Origin of the sequence: Pseudomonas sediminis (assembly GCF_039555755.1) — a bacterium.
In the GTDB taxonomy this organism is placed as follows: Bacteria; Pseudomonadota; Gammaproteobacteria; order Pseudomonadales; family Pseudomonadaceae; genus Aquipseudomonas; species Aquipseudomonas mendocina_D.
Map to the genome: position 1 here is coordinate 101,837 of NZ_CP154631.1, position 18,251 is coordinate 120,087.

The 18,251-nt window shown below is 63.8% G+C and carries 16 protein-coding genes and 6 pseudogenes; 12 read left to right on the forward strand and 10 right to left on the reverse strand.

Features of this window, described 5'->3' with window-relative positions:
• Nucleotides 1–4: 4 nt before the first annotated feature.
• Nucleotides 5–400, reverse strand: a pseudogene (locus AAEQ75_RS00495) (short-chain dehydrogenase); the annotation flags it as partial.
• A gap of 1 nt (nt 401) precedes the next feature.
• Here AAEQ75_RS00495 and AAEQ75_RS00500 point away from each other — a divergent pair.
• From AAEQ75_RS00500 to AAEQ75_RS00510, 3 genes and pseudogenes are all read left to right on the forward strand, one after another.
• Nucleotides 402–632 (forward strand): annotated as a pseudogene (locus AAEQ75_RS00500) (LysR family transcriptional regulator); the annotation flags it as partial.
• 76 nt (nt 633–708) lie between these two features.
• Nucleotides 709–1,908: an MFS transporter gene (locus AAEQ75_RS00505; protein ID WP_256835031.1), complete on the forward strand. Its 1,200-nt coding sequence runs from the start codon at nt 709–711 to the stop codon at nt 1,906–1,908.
• 65 nt (nt 1,909–1,973) lie between these two features.
• Nucleotides 1,974–2,531 carry a hypothetical protein gene (locus AAEQ75_RS00510; RefSeq protein ID WP_343350557.1) on the forward strand — a complete coding sequence of 186 codons (558 nt, stop codon included), beginning with the start codon at nt 1,974–1,976 and terminating at the stop codon, nt 2,529–2,531.
• A gap of 934 nt (nt 2,532–3,465) precedes the next feature.
• On the opposite strand, the gene AAEQ75_RS00515 is transcribed toward AAEQ75_RS00510, so the two are convergent.
• Nucleotides 3,466–4,767, reverse strand: a complete 1,302-nt coding sequence (locus AAEQ75_RS00515; protein WP_125835938.1) for an SLC13 family permease — start codon at nt 4,765–4,767, stop codon at nt 3,466–3,468.
• Between the two features lie 40 nt (nt 4,768–4,807).
• Nucleotides 4,808–5,638 carry an amidohydrolase family protein gene (locus AAEQ75_RS00520; RefSeq protein ID WP_256835029.1) on the reverse strand — a complete coding sequence of 277 codons (831 nt, stop codon included), beginning with the start codon at nt 5,636–5,638 and terminating at the stop codon, nt 4,808–4,810.
• Between the two features lie 178 nt (nt 5,639–5,816).
• Between AAEQ75_RS00520 and AAEQ75_RS00525 the strand changes: the two genes are divergently transcribed.
• On the forward strand, nt 5,817–6,554 hold the full coding sequence (locus AAEQ75_RS00525) for a GntR family transcriptional regulator (RefSeq protein WP_256835027.1): 738 nt from the start codon (nt 5,817–5,819) through the stop codon (nt 6,552–6,554).
• A gap of 67 nt (nt 6,555–6,621) precedes the next feature.
• Here the strand turns inward: AAEQ75_RS00525 and AAEQ75_RS00530 are convergent, their stop codons facing one another.
• On the reverse strand, nt 6,622–7,932 hold the full coding sequence (locus AAEQ75_RS00530; protein ID WP_343350558.1) for a CitMHS family transporter: 1,311 nt from the start codon (nt 7,930–7,932) through the stop codon (nt 6,622–6,624).
• Between the two features lie 146 nt (nt 7,933–8,078).
• On the opposite strand from AAEQ75_RS00530, the gene AAEQ75_RS00535 reads away from it, so the two are divergent.
• On the forward strand, nt 8,079–8,378 hold the full coding sequence (locus AAEQ75_RS00535; protein ID WP_430523435.1) for a hypothetical protein: 300 nt from the start codon (nt 8,079–8,081) through the stop codon (nt 8,376–8,378).
• Here the strand turns inward: AAEQ75_RS00535 and AAEQ75_RS00540 are convergent, their stop codons facing one another.
• Both AAEQ75_RS00540 and AAEQ75_RS00545 read right to left on the reverse strand, forming a co-directional pair.
• On the reverse strand, nt 8,379–8,909 hold the full coding sequence (locus AAEQ75_RS00540) for a DUF3087 domain-containing protein (RefSeq protein ID WP_343350559.1): 531 nt from the start codon (nt 8,907–8,909) through the stop codon (nt 8,379–8,381).
• A 101-nt stretch (nt 8,910–9,010) separates the two neighbouring features.
• Nucleotides 9,011–9,571 (reverse strand): annotated as a pseudogene (locus AAEQ75_RS00545) (helix-turn-helix domain-containing protein); the annotation flags it as partial.
• A 73-nt stretch (nt 9,572–9,644) separates the two neighbouring features.
• On the opposite strand from AAEQ75_RS00545, the gene grxC reads away from it, so the two are divergent.
• From grxC to AAEQ75_RS21855, 3 genes and pseudogenes are all read left to right on the forward strand, one after another.
• On the forward strand, nt 9,645–9,899 hold the full coding sequence (gene grxC, locus AAEQ75_RS00550; protein WP_143504427.1) for a glutaredoxin 3: 255 nt from the start codon (nt 9,645–9,647) through the stop codon (nt 9,897–9,899).
• Between the two features lie 157 nt (nt 9,900–10,056).
• A pseudogene (locus tag AAEQ75_RS21850) lies at nt 10,057–10,806 on the forward strand (MCP four helix bundle domain-containing protein); the annotation flags it as partial.
• 300 nt (nt 10,807–11,106) lie between these two features.
• A pseudogene (locus AAEQ75_RS21855) lies at nt 11,107–11,703 on the forward strand (methyl-accepting chemotaxis protein); the annotation flags it as partial.
• Between the two features lie 3 nt (nt 11,704–11,706).
• On the opposite strand, the gene AAEQ75_RS00560 reads toward AAEQ75_RS21855, so the two are convergent.
• Complete coding sequence (locus AAEQ75_RS00560; protein ID WP_343350561.1) at nt 11,707–13,155, reverse strand: alpha/beta hydrolase; 1,449 nt, start codon at nt 13,153–13,155, stop codon at nt 11,707–11,709.
• A gap of 151 nt (nt 13,156–13,306) precedes the next feature.
• Between AAEQ75_RS00560 and AAEQ75_RS00565 the strand changes: the two genes are divergently transcribed.
• From AAEQ75_RS00565 to AAEQ75_RS00580, 4 genes and pseudogenes are all read left to right on the forward strand, one after another.
• Nucleotides 13,307–13,663, forward strand: a complete 357-nt coding sequence (locus tag AAEQ75_RS00565; protein ID WP_343350562.1) for a metalloregulator ArsR/SmtB family transcription factor — start codon at nt 13,307–13,309, stop codon at nt 13,661–13,663.
• 9 nt (nt 13,664–13,672) lie between these two features.
• Nucleotides 13,673–14,956 carry an arsenic transporter gene (locus AAEQ75_RS00570; protein ID WP_343350563.1) on the forward strand — a complete coding sequence of 428 codons (1,284 nt, stop codon included), beginning with the start codon at nt 13,673–13,675 and terminating at the stop codon, nt 14,954–14,956.
• A gap of 14 nt (nt 14,957–14,970) precedes the next feature.
• Nucleotides 14,971–15,441, forward strand: coding sequence for an arsenate reductase ArsC (locus tag AAEQ75_RS00575; protein ID WP_343350565.1), 471 nt, complete (start codon nt 14,971–14,973; stop codon nt 15,439–15,441).
• Between the two features lie 92 nt (nt 15,442–15,533).
• Nucleotides 15,534–16,082: pseudogene (locus AAEQ75_RS00580) on the forward strand (nucleotidyltransferase family protein); the annotation flags it as partial.
• 244 nt (nt 16,083–16,326) lie between these two features.
• On the opposite strand, the gene cyoE reads toward AAEQ75_RS00580, so the two are convergent.
• From cyoE to cyoC, 3 genes are read right to left on the reverse strand one after another with little or no spacing between them, the layout of a single operon-like run.
• A complete protein-coding gene (gene cyoE / locus AAEQ75_RS00585) occupies nt 16,327–17,283 on the reverse strand; it encodes a heme o synthase (protein WP_343350566.1) in 957 nt (318 codons plus the stop codon).
• A complete protein-coding gene (gene cyoD / locus AAEQ75_RS00590; RefSeq protein ID WP_343350567.1) occupies nt 17,283–17,624 on the reverse strand; it encodes a cytochrome o ubiquinol oxidase subunit IV in 342 nt (113 codons plus the stop codon). Before cyoD ends, cyoE begins: the two co-directional genes overlap by 1 nt.
• Nucleotides 17,625–18,251 carry a cytochrome o ubiquinol oxidase subunit III gene (gene cyoC, locus AAEQ75_RS00595; RefSeq protein ID WP_343350568.1) on the reverse strand — a complete coding sequence of 209 codons (627 nt, stop codon included), beginning with the start codon at nt 18,249–18,251 and terminating at the stop codon, nt 17,625–17,627.

The following is an 18,251-nucleotide window of genomic DNA, read 5'->3' on the forward strand; positions in this document are numbered from 1 at the left end:
TCACTCAGCCGTATCTGACGCCAGTCAGACGCTCGGCTACCGACCATAGGCGCGCCGCAGCGTCCGCATCGGCTGCCGCATCCGGCACCTTGGCCAGGCCTAGCGGGCCGCGTTTTTCCTCTTCGCCGGTCGTGCCGTAATAACGACCGCCCTCGGCTTCGGCCGCCGTCGCCGCGAACAGCGATGACAGCGCACCTTGCGCTGCCGAGTGATACACGTCGCGGTCCTTCGCCCACTCGCGGACGAACTCGCTTTCCAGTCCAGGCCCGCGTTTGACCAGCTCGGTGACAGCCACGCCAGGATGCGCAGCGACGCTGCGGATGCCCCAGTCATTGGCCAAACTGCGCCGTTGCAACTCGAAGGCCAACATCAGGCAGGCAAGCTTCGACTGGGCGTAGGCGATCGCAGCAGCCTGCGCCGGCCACGGCATTCTCTACACCTTCGAGGAATACATCGCAGCGCCCCTGGCCAACGGCCAACTGCAACCCTTCATGCAGGACTGGTGGCAGCACTTCAACGGCCCGTACCTGTACTACCACAGCAGGCGCCAGGTGCCGGCGCCGCTGCGTGCCTTCGTCGACTACGTGAAGGACTTGAACAACGCCGACCATTGGTCTCAAAGCCCGATATAGAGCGGCCGCCAATACCCAAGCAAGGCGCTGGGAGATTATAATTGCGCGCTTGCTTCCCCCCTCCTCTAGGTCACTCATGAACAGCTCTGCATCAGGCGCCGCGACCACTCTGTCGCCGGGCGCGATCCTTCTCATTCAACTCGCCCTGGCCCTTGGCGGCTTCGCCATCGGCACCGGCGAGTTCGCCATCATGGGCCTGATGCCCAACGTCGCCGCCGACCTTGGCGTCAGCGAGCCGCAAGTCGGCCACGTGATCAGCGCTTACGCCCTCGGCGTGGTGGTCGGTGCACCGGTGCTGGCCCTGCTCGGCGCGCGCCTGCCACGGCGCATCCTGCTGCTGTTGCTGATGGGCTGCTTCGCCCTCGGCAACTTCGCCAGCGCTCTGGCACCCAGTTATGAGCCGCTGCTGATTTTCCGCTTCATCGCCGGCCTGCCGCATGGCGCCTATTTCGGCATCGCTATGTTGGTGGCGGCCTCCATGGCGCCGCCGCACAAACGCGCCAAGGCGGTGAGCCGGGTGCTGGCCGGCCTGACCGTGGCCATCCTGATCGGCAACCCGCTGGCCACCTGGCTCGGCCAATTCATGAGCTGGCGCTACGCCTTTGCCCTGGTCGGCATCATCGCCATCACCACCATCGCCATGGTCGCGATCTTCCTCCCGGCTGACGCCAACGAGCAGCGCAGCAGCCCATCGGGCGAGTTGCGCGCCTTCAACCGCGCGCCGATCTGGCTGGCCCTGGGCATCGGCTCGATCGGTTTCGCCGGGATGTTCTGCGTGTTCAGCTACATGGCGCCAACCCTGCTTCATGTCACCCAGGTCGGCCCCGGTTGGATTCCTCTGGCAATGGGCGTATTCGGCGCCGGCTGCATCGTCGGCAACAGTGCCGGAGGCTGGCTGTTCGACCGCCTGCGCCTGCGCGCCGTGGCCTGGATTCTGGCCTGGAGCACACTGGTGCTGCTGGTCTTCCCGTTCGCCGCGCACAGCCTGTGGACGATCCTGCCGGCGATCTTCGCCCTCGGCACCATGATCGCCCTCGGCCCGGCGCTGCAGACCCATTTGATGGACGTTGCCACGGGCGCGCAGACACTCGCTGCCGCGTCCAACCACGCCGCGTTCAACGTCGCCAACGCGCTGGGCCCCTGGCTCGGCGGCCTGGCCATCAGCGCCGGTATGGACTGGACGGTGACCGGCTACATCGGTGCTGCGACGGCGATCGGCGGCCTGCTTTTGTTTGCCTGGGCGTGGCAAGTGCAGCAGAAAAACGCAGCGATCTGAACAGGTGCGTGAGGTGACTCGGGCAAGGTATCTTCTACCTCCCGAGCCACCAACGAACCCGCCCGATGATTGTTCAGCGTTTACGCATCGCCCTGATCGCCACCACCTTGTTCACCGCCCTGAACGCCCACGCACAGGTGGAAGTCGAAGCCAATGCCGGCATGCTGGCGGCAAAGATTTCCGAAGAGATCGTTCCAGGCGACTACGAAAAACTGCTGCAGGGTTTGCGTGCCAATCCAGGCCAGCACAAACGCAAGATCGTCCTGCTCGACAGCATCGGCGGCAGCGCCCCGGAGGCCATCCGCATGGGTCGCCTGCTGCGCGAAACCGGCTTCGAGGCGCTGGTGCCTTCAGGCGGCATGTGTCAGGGCAGCTGCATCTATTTGCTGGCGGCTGGCAGCAAACGCACGCTCAACGGCCACGTTGCCCTGCGCCGTCCACCCTTCCCCGCTGGCGACTCGGCATTGGCGCAGGCCGCCCATGGCAGCCAAGCGTTCAGCCCGGCCAAGTACTTTCGCGACATGGGCGTCGACGTAAGCCTGGCCGAAGCGATCTACCAGGCCCCGCCAGGTCGCTTGCGCCTGCTGAGCCAGGATGATTTGCGACGCTATCGGCTGAAATAGCGATACGGTCTTGCGGGGATAAAGCCCCGGCATCGCGCGATGCCGGGGCTTTTTTCAGATTCTTAGCAATCTCGTAGAGGGATGTCCATGGCACACCGGGCTGCCAATTAAGTGTTAGCTGGTGATGACTTGGCATTCTCCATTAACGCGCCGCCTGACCTGATGGGTTTCGCCCCTTACGGGCGAGTCACTTTCTCTTGCTTGCCCAAGAGAAAGTAACCAAAGAGAAGGGCACCCCACCATCCGGCCCCGGCTACGCCGGGGTTCCCTCGCTCCATCACCACTCCAGGGGCACGCCGTGAAGGGCCATCCCTGGCCCATCACGGCTCTCGCGACATCCATGTCGCTCAACCCCTTCCACGGTGATTCTACTCGGCCTCCTGAAGGGGACTTGGGCGTCGTCTGTGAGATCGCACTTCAAGAGCAAAAGCCAAACGCTGCCGACGTTGGTCTTCCAGAGATGTCGCAAGCTCGCGACCTGGTCCCCTTCAGGAGGCCGAGTGGAGGTGTTGCATAGGGGGATGAGCCGCATGGATGCGGCGAAAGGCTTAAAGGGCCATGGACGGCCCTTGTAAGCCGGCCCCCGGAGCGGAGCCGGAGCGAGGAAACGCAGCGAAGCGGAGTAACAGCCGCAGGCTAGCCCGTAGGGTGAGCAAAGCGAATCAAGTTTCGCGTAGCGAAACCCGGATGTCGGGGTGCCCTTCTTTGGCACACCTTTCTTGGGCAAGCAAAGAAACGTAGCGCAGTAACAGCCGCAGGCTGGCCCGAAGGGTGAGCGTAGCGAATCAAGGTGTGGCGCCCGTAAGGGGCGCAACCCAAACGTTCAGTGGGCTCGGTAATGGATAGTGCTAAGCCCGTGAGCAATACGCACACAAACTTAGCAGTCCAGTATCAACTCGCACTTTCCCCAAACTAGGCAAAGAACCTTTTCTCATCAGAACAGGAAGGTCAGTGCCAGGTTGAACAGCATCGCCGCAACGAAGCCAATGGGCGCGGCGCGCAGCAGCAGCTGCGAGAACAGGGTCGAGCGAACCTTGTCGTCCGTGCAGGAGCCCAGCAGCAGACTGCCGCCGGAGGAGAACGGCGAGATCGAGGTAGCCTGGGCACCGACCACGATGGCGATGAAGAGGATCATCGGATCGATCGACATCGACGCCGAAAGCGGCAGCACCATGGGAAACAACGCCGGCGTCACGACGCCGAGCGTACTGGCGAAGATCGACATCAGCGCAGCCACCACGCCGAAGGCCACCGGGATCATCAACGGCGGGATATTGCCGCCGATCCAGGACGCCAGGGCGTCGATGGTGCCGGCCTTGATCGCGACGGTAATCAGCATGCCGACGCCGCAGATCATGATCAACGTGGCCCAGGGCACCGAGGCGATGGCCTTGCGCTCGTCACCGAGCTTGAGCAACAGGGCGATCACCGAGAACACGCTGGCGATCAGGCCGATGTCCACCTTGCTGTTGATGAACTTGATCGTGGCATTGTCCGGGAAGGCCAGCAGCGCCAGCGGTGCAGCGAGCACCAGCACCATCATCAGCACGGTCAGCAGCAGGGTCAGCTTTTGCTCGCGGTTGAAGGCCTCCGGCAGATCGGCGGCGAGTACCGCGTTCTTCAGATTGCGGCCATGGCCACCGAGGAAGACGAAGGCAGAAATCACCAGCACCGGGATGATCGCCGTGCTGGCGAAGATCGCCAGGGCATTCACGAAAGCCTCGCTTTCGGGCATGCCGGCGCCGGTCATCAGGCCTCGGAAGATGATGCCGCTCTGACTGGAAACGAAGTTCGCCCCGGCCAGCGCGCCGTAGTTCACCGCCATACCACCGAGAATCAGGCTCATGCCAGTGCGCTGGCACAGCAGCAGGGTCAGCGGCGCCATGAAGGCCAGCACGGTGTAGTAACCGGCGCCCATGGCGGCGATCACCCCCGAGGTCAGCAAAATGGCATAGGGCAGCATGTGCGGCACGCCACGGCAGCGATACAGCAGATGCCCGGCGAGTTTTTCCAGGGTGCCGTTGACGGTGGCGAAGCTGTAGAACAGGCAGACCGAAAAGATCACGAAGAAGATCTTCAGCGGCCACATATTGATGATGTCGCCCGGGCTCATGCCCATGCCAAAACAGCCCAGCAGGTAGGCGAAGGCAATGGCGAACAGGCCGATGTTGATCTTGGTGGTATACCCCAGCGCGACGGCGAGGACGATCGCGGCGACGACGAGCAAGCTCATCATGATGGTTTGACTCCTTTTGTTGTTCTGATGTGAGCAGTGGTTACGCTGAGGCGAAACCGAACAGGGTTGCGGGGTTGTCCACCAGAACGCGACGGCGCTCCTCGGGGTTGGGCAGCAGAGCCTCGAGCAGCGCGAATTGCTGATCGTAGCGGGTCTGCGACTCGAACTGGGTGTTGGGCCAATCGCTGCCCCAGAGGAAGCGACCGACGCCGCCACAGGCCTCACGCAGACGCGCTTCGATGGCCTGGGCACGACTCAAGTCAGACTGGCTGCGGTAGGCCGCCGACAGCTTGATCCATACCGGCGCCTGGCCCAGCAGGTCAAAGAACACGGCATGCTGCGCAGCATCCAGTTGCACGCTCGGCGCAGGCAGGCCGAAGTGATCGATCACCACGGTGACGTCGGATTCGAGAATCGCCGGCACGATCAGCGCCAGGTCGTCGAAGCCGCGCTGGATCTCCACCTGCCAGCCTCGGCGCGCCAGACGGCGGAACAGACCACTCCAGGCCGGGCCGGTGTAATCCTCCAGCGCCTTGCCGATCAGGTTCAGGCGCACGCCCACCACGCCGGCAGCGGCCAACTCGTCCAGCTCGGCATCGCTGACCTGCGCATCCACCACCGCCACGCCACGCAGGCGCTCAGGGAAGCGTTGCAACGCCTCGACCATGTAGTGGTTGTCGGTGCCGAGAAAGCTGGGCTGGATCAGCACCCCCTGGGACAGGCCACAGGCGTCCAGGTGGGCCAGGTACTGCTCCACGGTGGCGTCATAGCTGGGGCTGTAGCGGCGGCCGGGAACCATGGGCAGGTCCTGGCGAAAGATGTGCGCGTGGGTGTCGATGCCGGTGATAGCGGCATAAGGCATGGGCGTCATGAAGCGATACCTCTGTCGATTCTTGTACGAGCCGCCGGTACAAGCGACTCCTTCTTGTAAGTCATATATTCATATACATGACTAGATGACTAGATGACTGTATCTACAGAGATCGAGCGCTGTCAATCTGCTGGCCAGTGGTAAAGTGACGGCCGGTCGACTTTTGGATGTGAGGTTTATGAGCACCACGGCTCTGGGACAGGACGAGCGCCTGCCGCTGTATCAGCGGTTACGGGACGAAATGCTGGGCAAGATCGCCGCAGGCGAATGGCTGCCCGGCGAAGCCATCCCTACCGAAGCGGAGTTGACCCGCCATTACGGCGTGGCCATCGGCACGGTGCGCAAGGCGGTGGAAACTTTGGTCAGCGAGGGCCTGCTGCTGCGTGCTCAAGGCCGTGGCACCTTCGTGCGGCGGCCGAACTTCGATGGCTCGCTGTTTCGCTTCTTCCGCCAGGTCAGCGCCAGCGGCCAGTCGCAGGTGCCGCAAAGCCGTATCCTCGAATGCCGTCTCGAACCGGCTGATGCTGCAGCACGCCAGGCACTGCAGCTGGCTGAGGGCGAGCGCTGCGTGTTCCTCCAGCGCCTGCGCCTGATCGACGGCCGCCCGCTGTTCCATGAACGTATCTGGCTACCGCTTTCACGCTTCGGCGCTCTGCTGGAGCTCGCGCCGGACGACTTCCCGCAATTGCTCTATCCCTTCTACGAGCAACGTTGCGGCCAGCGCATCGCTTCGGCCCAGGAGACCCTCACCGTCTCCTGCGCCGATGCCGAACTCGCCGCCATTCTGGATGTGGCCGAGGCCAGCCCGAGCGTGGTCATCGAACGCACCGCCTTGGGCTACGACCGCACGCCGCTGGAATATCGCCTGTCACGCGCGGCGGCGGAGAACTTCCGCTATCAGGTGGAAATCAGCTAAACACCCGCCTCCAGATGCAACACGCCCGGGCAAGCCCGGGCGTGAGATGCGATACAAGCTGGGTTCGTCAGAACAACCCGAGTACCCAGGCCGCGCCGAACAGCACCAGCGAGAAGCCCCACATCCACCACAGCGAGTAGCGGATGTGCCGGCCCAGATCCAGCCCGGCCAGACCCAGTGCCAGCCACAGCGCCGGCGAGAACGGACTGATGAAGGTGCCGATGATGTTACCGATGGTCAGCGCATAAACCACGCTGGCCGGCTCGACGCCCTGGGCACCGACCACTTCCAGCGTTACCGGCAGCAGGCCGAAGTAGTAGGCGTCGGTGCTCAGCATCAGCTCCATTGGCAGACCGAACAGGCCCAGCACAATGTGCATCTGCCCTACCAGCGGTGCCGGTAGCACACGCGCCAGGTCCTGGGCGATGGAGGTGAGCATGCCGGTGCCGGTGAAGATGCCGAGCATCGAGCCAGCCGCCAGGATGATCATGCCCATGCTCAGGGCAGCCGGGGCATGCGCCGAGATACGCTGCATCTGCGCCTTGCCGCCCGGGTAGTTGATCAGCAGCGCCAGGCACAGGCCGATCATGAAGATGTAGCCGGCCGGCAGCACGCCTGAGAACAGCGATACCAGCACCGCCAGGAACAGTGCGGCGTTGGCCCAGAGCAGGCGCGGGCGCTCCAACTCGCGCTCCTCGGCGCTTGGCTCATGCAAGTCAGTACTGGTTTCCACCAGTACACCTTCATCCCCGCTCCTGCCGGCGGCGATGCGACGTTGCTCACGCCAGCCCAGCAGCGCCGCCAGGGCCACCAGCAGCACCACACCGATGCCCTGCACGGCAATCAGTGGACGCCACAGTTCGGTAACCTCGATGCCGGTCACGGCCGAGGCACGGCCCAGCGGCCCGGCCCAGGGCAACATGTTGAAGATACCGGCGCCGATCGCCAGCAACAGCAGCATCAGGTACGGGCTCATGCGCAACTGCTTGTACAGCGGCAGCAAGGCGGGAACGGTAAGCAGGAAGGTGGTGGCACCAGCGCCGTCGAGGTGCGCCAACATGCCGATCACCGCCGTGGCGACGGTTACCGCGATCACGTTGCCGCGGGTCAGGCGCACCATGCCATTGATCAGGGGCCTAAACAGGCCTGTGTCCTGCAGCACGCCGAAAAAGGTGATGGCAAACACGAACATAGTGGCAATCGCCGTCACGCGGCCGATGCCATCGGTGAAGAAACCGGAAATCGCCTCTGGGCCAAAGCCCGCGGCCAGAGCGCCCAAAAGCGGCACCACGATCAATGGCAGAACAGGCGACATGCGCCCGATAAGCAGCAGCACAACCAGGCTGCAGATGGTCAACAGGCCAATCAAGGTCAACAAACCGCTTTCTCCTCTTTTTCTTGTAAAGCACGCAAAAGGCGCGTGCGGAGGCTAAGAGGCGAACCTTTCAAAAACCTTTAAGCGGCGAACATGCGCGATGGCAAATGTCAGGGAATATGTCTCGGAGTAGGGGCGACAGCGCTGCCATGACTACCGCAGAACGCGGCGCAGGGGTCTATGCGACCAGTGTGCTGATCAGCGAAAACGGTTACCCGCATGACAGCGAATTGCTCGAAGGCTATGCCCGTGAACTGTCCCTCGGGGTGTTGATGACCAACCACGGGGGTCCGTCCGGCGGCTGGGCCTGCGCCGGGCGCAGCGCGTTCTGGGCGCCCGGTGGGCAGCAGGTGGTAAGCGCGGTCGGCACGGGTGACTGCCTGGTGATCGCGCGCCGTCGCCAAGGCATCTGGCAAGGTCAGATGCAGGAGTTGTCGCTGGACGACTGATCAGGCCGCTTTGAACGCCTTCACTCGCTCCAGCCAGGTCAGGTCGAGCCGCGTCTGCTCGATATCCAGTCCCTGCTGCTCCATCGCCTCACGATGGCTGTCGATCTCGCGCACCATCTGGCTCAGCTCGCTGGAATTGCCATCGAGCTGATGCATCTGGGTCACCCCCAGGTGGTAAAAGCGCAGCAGTTTCATCGCGCTGTCATCGCCCTGCGTCACGCCAGCCTTGACGTGATGCATGACGTTGGTGACGCGCATCAGACTGCGCTTGAGCCGCCAGCCGTAGACGGCAGGCGCCATGAACGGCCGCGGCCAGAGTTGCTGACGCACCAGGACGATGGTCAGGCCGAGCCCCACCACCACACCCAGCAGGTTCCACTTGAAGTTGTCACCACCGGGCGTGCCGAACACCTGCGTACTCAGCGTGGCGCAAAGCATGGCCAGCGCCACGAAGATGACCGCGATAACCGCAGTACTGCGCCGGGTCTGCTGGCGGTAATGGGCTGGATCAATGGCTTGAATTTCGAACATGAAGCGCACTCTCGGAGCTGACGATGTGGGGCGCCAACATGCACCATCGCGCCACGTCGGTCGAGCCCGACGATGGCCACAATTGCGACAGGATTCAACCCTCAAGCACCCTGCTTCAACCATTCACTGGGGCTCGCCCCCACCTTGCGGCGAAATGCGCGGGCCAGGGCCGAGGGGCTTTCGTAGCCGATCTCGTCGGGGATCAATGCCATGGGCCGGCCCTCGCGCAGGCGCTTCTGCGCCAGGCTGACGCGCCAGCCCACCAGGTAATCGGCCGGTGTCGTACCGACCACATCGTGAAAGTGCGCGGCGAAACTGGCGCGCGACATACCAGCCAGTGCCGCCAGCTCGGCCACCGACCAGCCATGCTGCGGTTTCTCGTGCAGCTGATTGAGCGCACGGGCCAGGCGTGGCTCGGCCAGGCCCGCCATCATCCCCGAGGCCAGCTCGCGGCTGTTCATCAGATGACGCAGCAGCTGGATCACCATCAACTCGAACAGGCGGTTGAGCACCTGCTCGCGCCCGCAATCGTCTCCCGCCGCCTCGGCGGACAGCCAGTCCAGGCAGCCGCTCAGGCTCGGCAATTCACGCAGTTGTTTGATGATGGCACCAGGCAATGGATTGTCGATGCCGCCATCGAAAGCCAAGGTGGCGCAGACCAACTACCTCAACAACCTGTCCGAAACCGTTGTCGACTTTCCGCCCGTAGCCGTCTGACAAGACAGGAGGTGCGCCATGCAAGCCGTCACTCTTTACACCACCGCGTACTGCCCTTACTGCATCAACGCCAAGGCGCTGCTGACACGCAAAGGCGTGACCTACGAGGAAATCGACGTGAGTCGCGCGCCCGAGCGGATGGCGGAGATGCTACAGCGCAGCAAGCGCCGCAGCGTGCCGCAGATCTTCATCGGCGAACGCCACGTCGGCGGCTTCGATGACCTCGCCGCACTGGAGCGCGGCGGCAAGCTGGATGCGTTACTGCAGGCCTGAGTGTTAAAGGCCGGCCTGATGGTCGGCCTACTCCTTTTCGCCAAAATGGTCGCCTTCGCTCTCATGTTGTGGGCCATCGCGGCCGATACAGGAGCGGCAACATCAGCCGAATAGGCTGAACATTGCCCTGCGCCCTATCTCGAAATGGAGTTTTCCCATGCGTCTCGACGCCCTCTCTTTGAAATCCCGCCTGATCATCGCGGTGGCGATTCCCTGCATCGCCCTGCTACTGGTGGCGCTGACCAGCCTGAGCAGCATGTCCAGCATGCATCGGGACACGGAGGTTCTCTATATCAATACTGCCGCACCGATGCGCGCCATGGCCGAGGTAGCCTCACGCATTCCGCGCATGCGCGTCGGGCTCGACATGATGCTCCTGCAGGAAACTCCGCTGCGCGACGAACGCGGTGTGAAATCCCGCGTGCAGGATGCTCGCAACGAAGATGTGCCGGGCATGCGCGAGGCAATGCGCCAGGCCGTGGCAGCGCAGGTCAACCCGGAGCGCAAGGCGCAGGCGCAACAACTGCTCGATCAGTTCGAAGCCATGGTCAGCAACGAACTGAACCCGATGCTCGCCGCCTTCGATGCGGGTGACATGGCCAAGGCGCAACAGATCTACCGCGACCAGTACGCCAAGACCTACGGCGTGATGCGCCAGGGCGCCAACGACCTGCTCGATGCCCTGCTCAAACAGGCCGAACAACAGAACCTGCATAGCGCACAGAGCTACGACGATGGACTGATCCGCCAGATCGCCATCATCGCCATCGGCCTGCTGGTGTCGATCATCATGTCCTGGTTGATCGTGGTGCAGCTACGCCGCCGCGTGAAGGTGCTGCAAAGCAGCCTGGGCCAGGCCGCAGACAACCTGGCCCTGGACACTCGCATCGAACTGACCGGCCAGGACGAACTGAGCGAGATTGCCCGCAGCTTCAACCAGTTCATCGACAAGGTGCACGGCGCCATGCGCCAGCTCGCCGACAACTCGCGCCAGCTTTCGGGCATGGCCCGCGACGTGGCCGAGCGCGCGCGCCTGACCCAGAGCAACTGCACCGCGCAGAGCGACCGCACGGTACAGGTGGCCACCGCCATCAACGAGCTGGGCTCGACCGTCAACGAGATTGCCCGTAACGCCGAGAACGCCGCAGAAGTCGCCCGCGAAGCGACCCAGCACGCCAGCGACGGCAGCGCCGTGGTCAGCCAGGCGCATCGCCAGGTCGATGCCCTCAACGGCGAACTGGAACAGGCCGCCAAAGTAATCGAGGCCCTGGCAGCCCAGACCGACGCCATCAGCACCACGCTCAACACCATTCGCAGTATTTCCGAACAGACCAACCTGCTCGCCCTCAACGCTGCCATCGAGGCGGCGCGTGCGGGCGAACAGGGCCGTGGTTTCGCCGTGGTGGCGGACGAGGTTCGTACCCTGGCCAGCCGTTCCGGCGCCTCCACCGAGGAGATCCAGCAGGTCATCGACCGTCTGCAGAACGAGTCACGCTCGGCGGTCGAAGCCATGGCCAAGGGCCAACGGCAGAGCGCGCTGGTGGTGGAGTACGCGAGCAAGGCGTCGGCGGCGCTGGAGCAGATCAACAGCCATATCGGCCAGATCAGCGATCAGAACATCCAGGTCGCCACCGCCACCGAAGAACAGTCCAGCGTGGTCGAGGACATCAACCGCAATATCGTCGACATCAACGAACTGACCGTCGGCACCACCCATATCGCTGATCAGCTCAACCAGGCCAGCAGCGACCTGCAGGCGCTGTCGAGCCAACTGGATGGGCTGGTGGGCCGCTTCCGCCTGTAAGGCTCAGCGCAGATCCTCGTCGATACGCTGCAGCAGGTAATCGTAGAAGGGGTTGGACGTCGCCCGCTGCAGACTGTCCAGCCCCACCAGCAGCACGCCGTGCTCACCGCGCGGCGCCAGCGTACCCAGCGCCACGCCATAGTCTTCGCCCGGTGCAGGATCACTGCCATACAGCGGATCGCTCGGCGGGAACGGCAAAGCCACGTGCGACAGCGAGAACAGCTGGCGCGGGTAATCCACCCCCAACGACACGCGCTGCACCTGCTGGCTACCTGCAGCGATGCGCCGGGCTTCCACCGCACGCCCCTGCTCCGGCGCCACGCCAACCACGGTGAGGTCGTAGTCACGCTCGGCCGGTGGCAGTAACTGCTCCAGCAACCCGCTCATGTCCGTGCGCAACAGCGAACTGGCTGCCTGCGAGCGATTGATATCGAACACCACCAACTCGCTGCCATTGGCCGGCAGGCGCTCGAACAGCTGGCGCACAACGGCCGGCGTACTCACCGTACTGTCAGCCAGCGACTGGAAGGCCAGCACCGGCGGCAGCCGTGACAGACGGCCATCGGCCTCGGCAACGTCGAAGGCGCTCTGCACCTCATGGGTCAGCTCATAGGTCTGCCGCGCCGCATACACCGGGAAGGAGTTGTACTTGAACGGGTTGAACTCCGGCAGCACGTTCATCCAGGCCGACTTGGCGAACGCCGGCAGCACCGCGGGTAGGGCCGCCAGCCCGGCGTAACGGGCGTAGCTGGTGACGCCGATCATCGGCGAAATCAGCACCAGGCGTTGCGGCATGGCTAGGCGCTCATCTTCCAACGCCGCCAGGCTGTAGCGCAGCGCCAACGCCCCGCCATTGGAATAGCCAACCATATACAGCGGCCCGTCCGGCACCTGGCGCCGCGCTTCGCGTACAGCCAGACGCGTGGTAGCCAGCCATTGCTCCCAATGCGCAGCGGTAAGCGCCGCCGGAACCGTGCCATGACCAGGCATGCGCGGCACCACGGCGAGCAGGCCCTGCTCGCTCAGGTGCTGGGCGATGTGGCGAAGGCTGTAGGGCGAGTCGGTCAGGCCGTGCAGCAACACCACCACACCTCGCGCCGGGCCTGGCGGCGACAGGATGAAGGAGCGGTTCCAGTCACGCGGCAAACTGCCGGAGTAGACCGGGCTGTTGCTGGCATAACGACTATAGGCCGCCGTGCCGGAGGCCGTGACCGGCTCGATCAGCTCACGTTGCAGGCGCTCGAACAGGGCCGCCTCGGCAGATACGTAGGTCTGCCAGTCGCCCTCGTCCAGCTCGCTGACCTCCAGCTCCTGTGGTACCAGGCGGTGCCAGGGTTCCAGTTCGGGCAACGACGATAGTCCGGCGATACGAATGCCGAGCAAGGCCACCACGATCAACAACAGCACTACCAGCGTCCAGGCCATCACGTTGCGCATGCGCGGTAAACGCATCCAGCGCCTCCCTCGAAATCTCTGGCCAGGAAAATCCGTCCCGGCGACCGGCTTGGGGACTGTAGTGCAAAGCCGCCCCGAATCACCACCAGCTTGCCTAAAACATATGGATTTCCGTATATTCGCAAACCCGCATATAAAGACCAGCCCAATGTCCGAGCACCTTTCCCCGCCCGCGCTGTTCAAATCCCTGGCCGATGAAACCCGCGCCCGCGCCGTACTGCTGATCGCCGAGCAAGGCGAGCTGTGCGTGTGCGAGCTGGTCTGCGCGCTGGGCGACAGCCAGCCGAAGATCTCCCGCCATCTGGCACAACTGCGCAACAGCGGCCTGCTGCAGGATCGTCGCCAGGGCCAGTGGGTCTACTACCGCCTGGCGCCCGATCTGCCGCAATGGGTGCGCGACGTGCTGGCCACTACCCTGGCCGCCAACCGCACCTGGCTGGAGCAGGACACCAGCCGCCTCGCCAACATGGGCGACCGCCCTACCCGCCTCGCCACCTGCTGCTAAGAACATCGCATGCTCATCGCCGTCGCCATCTTTCTGTTCACCCTGATTCTGGTCATCTGGCAGCCACGAGGCCTGGGCGTCGGCTGGAGCGCCTCGCTTGGCGCCGTGCTGGCCCTGGCCGCCGGCGTAGTCAGCTTCGCCGACATCCCCACTGTGTGGGACATCGTGTGGAACGCCACGGCGACCTTCATCGCCGTGATCATCATCAGCCTGCTGCTCGATGAGGCCGGCTTCTTCGAGTGGGCGGCGCTGCACGTGGCGCGCTGGGCCAATGGCAGCGGCGCGCGCCTGTTCGCCTTCAGCATCCTGCTTGGCGCGGCGGTGTCGGCGCTGTTCGCCAACGACGGCGCGGCGCTGATCCTCACCCCCATCGTGATTTCCATGTTGCTGGCGCTGCGCTTCTCGCCGACTTCGACCCTGGCCTTCGTCATGGCCGCCGGCTTTGTCGCCGACACCGCCAGCCTGCCGCTGGTGGTGTCGAACCTGGTCAACATCGTCTCGGCCGACTACTTCGACATCGGCTTCGGCGCCTACGCGGCGGTGATGGTGCCGGTGAACCTGGTCAGCGTCGCCGCCACCCTGCTGGTGCTGTGGCTGTTCTTCCGCCGCGACCTTCCGGCGCGCTACGAGGTGGCGGCGCTGCAGGCGCCGAGCCAGGCGGTCCGCGACCTCAGCACCTTCAAGGTCGGCTGGGCGGTGCTGCTGGCACTGCTGGTCGGGCTGTTCGCCCTGGAGCCGCTGGGCATCCCCATCAGCGCTGTGGCCGCAGCCTGCGCCGCGCTGCTACTCGCCGTCGCTGCCCATGGCAAACGCATCGCCACCGGCAAGGTGCTGCGCGAGGCGCCCTGGCAGGTGGTGATTTTCTCCCTCGGCATGTACCTGGTGGTGTACGGCCTGAGCAATGCCGGCCTGACCGCCGAACTGACGCGCCTGCTCGACACCTTCGCCGGCTATGGCATCTGGGGCGCGGCGCTGGGCACCGGCCTGCTCAGCGCGCTGCTGTCGTCCTTGATGAACAACATGCCCAGCGTGCTGATCGGCGCGCTGGCCATCGACGCCAGCCAGGCCAGCGGCGCGGTGCGCGAGGCGATGATCTACGCCAACGTGATCGGCTGCGACCTGGGGCCGAAGATAACCCCCATCGGCAGCCTGGCCACCCTGCTCTGGCTGCATGTACTGGCGCGCAAGGGCATCCGCGTGACCTGGGGTTACTACTTCAAGGTCGGCATCGTGCTCACCCTGCCGGTGCTGCTGCTCACCCTTTCGGCCCTGGCCCTGCGCCTGAGCCTCTGACCTGGAGCCTTCCGATGAAAGTCCTGTTCATGTGCACGGCCAATAGTTGCCGCAGCATCCTCTCCGAAGCCATGTTCAACCACCTGGCGCCCAGCGAACACCAGGCAGTGAGTTCCGGTAACTTCCCGCGCGGTGAGGTGCTGCCGCGTACTCTGGTCACCCTGCGCGAAGCCGGCATCACTACCGAGGGCCTGAGCAGCAAGGGCAACGACGCCTTCGAAGGCTGCCCGCCGGATATCGTCATCACCGTCTGCGACAAGGCGGCGGGCGAAGCCTGCCCGGTGTACTTCGGCCCGGCGTTGAAAGCCCACTGGGGCCTGGAAGATCCGTCCCACGTGGAAGGCGACGAGGCCAGCATCGACGCCGCCTTTCACGCCACCCTGGCGCATATCGAACGGCGCTGCCGCGCCTTCCTCGCCCTGCCCCTGGCGGACATGAGCCGCGACGAGCTGCAGCAAGCGCTCAACCATATCGGCCAGGAGTGAAACCCGTGACAGGCGCTGCAGTGGCGACTGTCGCGGCTAAAGCCTCTCCCACAGATTGGAGAAGCGACCAGCGCCCCTGATAGGCTGCGCGCATGAACCTCGTTGCTCGCCTCCAGACCCTCATCACCAACGACCCTCGGCGCCTGCGCATCCTGCAGCAGGTGCGCGGGCTCGACTTGCCCGATTGCTGGGTGGCCGCCGGTTTCGTGCGCAGCGCGGTCTGGGATCACTTGCACCAACGCAGCGATTCGCCGCTGCCAGAAGATATCGACGTGATCTGGTTCGACCGTTGTCAGCCCTCTTCTGCTCGCGATGCTGAGCTGGAGACGATCCTGCGCCAACAGGACGAATCGCTGCAGTGGTCAGTGAAGAATCAGGCACGCATGCACCTGCGCAATGGCGATGCGCCTTACACCTCGGCCACCGAAGCGATGCGGTATTGGCCGGAGACCGCGACGGCGGTGGCCGTCAGGCTCGATGAACAGGACAGGCTGGAGGTCGCTGCGCCGCTGGGCCTCGAGGACCTGTTCGACCTCGTCGTGCGACCGGCGGGGAGATTCAAGGGCAAAAAGCAGCCGATCTACCAGCAACGACTGCGCGGCAAGAACTGGCTGGCCACCTGGCCGAAGCTGAAGGTGCTGACGGGTGGATCACGCCTTACCGATCCACCGGCTGGTGGATGTAAAGAGCGACATCCACCCTGCGACAGAAACACCGAGGTAGGCGCCTCAGCGGCGACAATCGCGGCTGAAGCCGCTCCTACAAAGTTGACTACATGCCCACCGGCGGGGAATGTGAAGCGCGAATCCAACCCACGACAGAAAACCCGTGGGAGGCACTTCAGCGGCGACAGTCGCGGCTAAAGCCCCTCCCACAGGGCCGAGGTCAGATACCGGCAACCACCGCACAGATGCCCTGCGCGCTATCGGCGAACTGGCTGCACAGGTGATTGATGGAGGCCACCAATACCTGTTCGGGCGACGAGATGAAATCCACCGACATCATCACGCTGAGCATGGTGATGCTGATGATGGAGAAGGTGAACAGCTTGCGTGCCCACACCCGATCATCCGCCGCCTTGTAGCCCGACACGCCCATCCACAGCCAGTAGGCACCGCTCAGCGCGGCGACCACGAAATAGCTGTAGCCGGCATAGCCGCTGAGCGTCAGCATCAGGGTCGCGACGACGAAAGCGGCGATGTACAGCACGATATGCCGCTTGGCCGCCGAGATGCCCTTGATCACCGGCAGCACCGGGATGTTCGCGGCCTGGTAGTCATTGAAACGGAAAATGGCGATGGCATAGGAATGCGGCATCTGCCACAGGCTGAAGATCAACAACAGGATGGCCGCGCCAGTATCGAACTCGTTACTGACCGCGCAGTAACCCACCACGGGCGGTGCCGCCCCCGACAGGCTGCCAACCAGGGTGCCGTATACCGAGCCACGCTTGAGCCACAGGCTGTACAAGCCGACGTAGACCACGAAGCCCATCAGCACCAGCATCACCGCCAGGGTGTTGCTCGCGGCATACAGCAACGCCACGCCAGCCACCCCGAGCACGCACGCATAGACGATGGCGTGCGCAGGGGAAACCAGCCCCTGCGCCAGAACCCGGTTACGGGTTCGTTCCATCTTCTGGTCGATATCCCTATCGATGTAGTTGTTGAACACGCAGCCTGAGGCAATCACCAGCGAAACCCCCAGCGCCGTTGCCAGGTACAACGCCAGGTTCACATCGCCACGCGAAGCCAGGAAGAAACCGCCAGTAACGGAAATCAGATTTCCGAAGACGATGCCCGGTTTGGCGAGGTTGAGGTACTGCTTCAGGAGGGCCAGCATCAGTTGATCATCATGTGATAGTGCATGCTCCACATGATCCAGACCGACAGGCCGACCACGAGGGCAATGATCACCACGGTGAAGAGCATCGAGATGATGTTCCAGCGACCTTCGGCATCGGCCTTCATGTGCAGGAAGTACACGAGGTGGACAATCACCTGGACGAGGCCGAACAGCACCACCGCGATCAGGGTAACGCCACGGCTCAGGCCCAGCATTTCAGGGTGCATGACCAGCGCGAACGGGATCACGGTGAGGATCACCGACAGGATGAAACCGATCAGGTAATCCTTGAACCCCACGTGGCTGGCATGTGCAGCGTGGTTGTCTTGGTGAGCCATTTACAGCACCCCCAGCAGATAGACGACGGTAAAGACGCAGATCCAGACCACGTCGAGGAAGTGCCAGAACAGGCTGAGCAGACCAACCCGCGTCTTGTTCGTGTCGGTCAGGCCACGGCTGCCCACCTGGAACATCAGGATGAGCATCCACAGCAGGCCGGCACTGACGTGCAGACCGTGAGTGCCGACCAGGGTGAAGAACGCCGACCAGTAGGCGCTGACCTGCGGCCCGGCACCTTCGTGGATCAGGTGACGGAACTCGTACAGCTCGATGGCGATGAAGGTCGCACCGAGCAGGAAGGTGACGCCCAGCCAGCGCAGCACCGCGGCCTTGTCGCCGCGGTAGGTGGCCAGCATGGCCATGCCGTAGGTGATACTGGAGAACAGCAGCGCGAAGGTTTCCACCAGCACCAGATGCAGGCCGCCACCGAGCATTTCCTTCGCGGTGGGGCCACCAGCGAAGGAGTTGCTCAGCACCGCGAAGGTGGCGAAGACGGTGGCGAAGATCAGCAGGTCGGTCATCAGGTAAACCCAAAAACCGAACAGCTTTATTCCACTGGTGTCATGGTGGTGCTCATGGCCGTGGCCATGAGCGTCGTGTGGATAGTGGGGTTCGTAAGCGGTCAT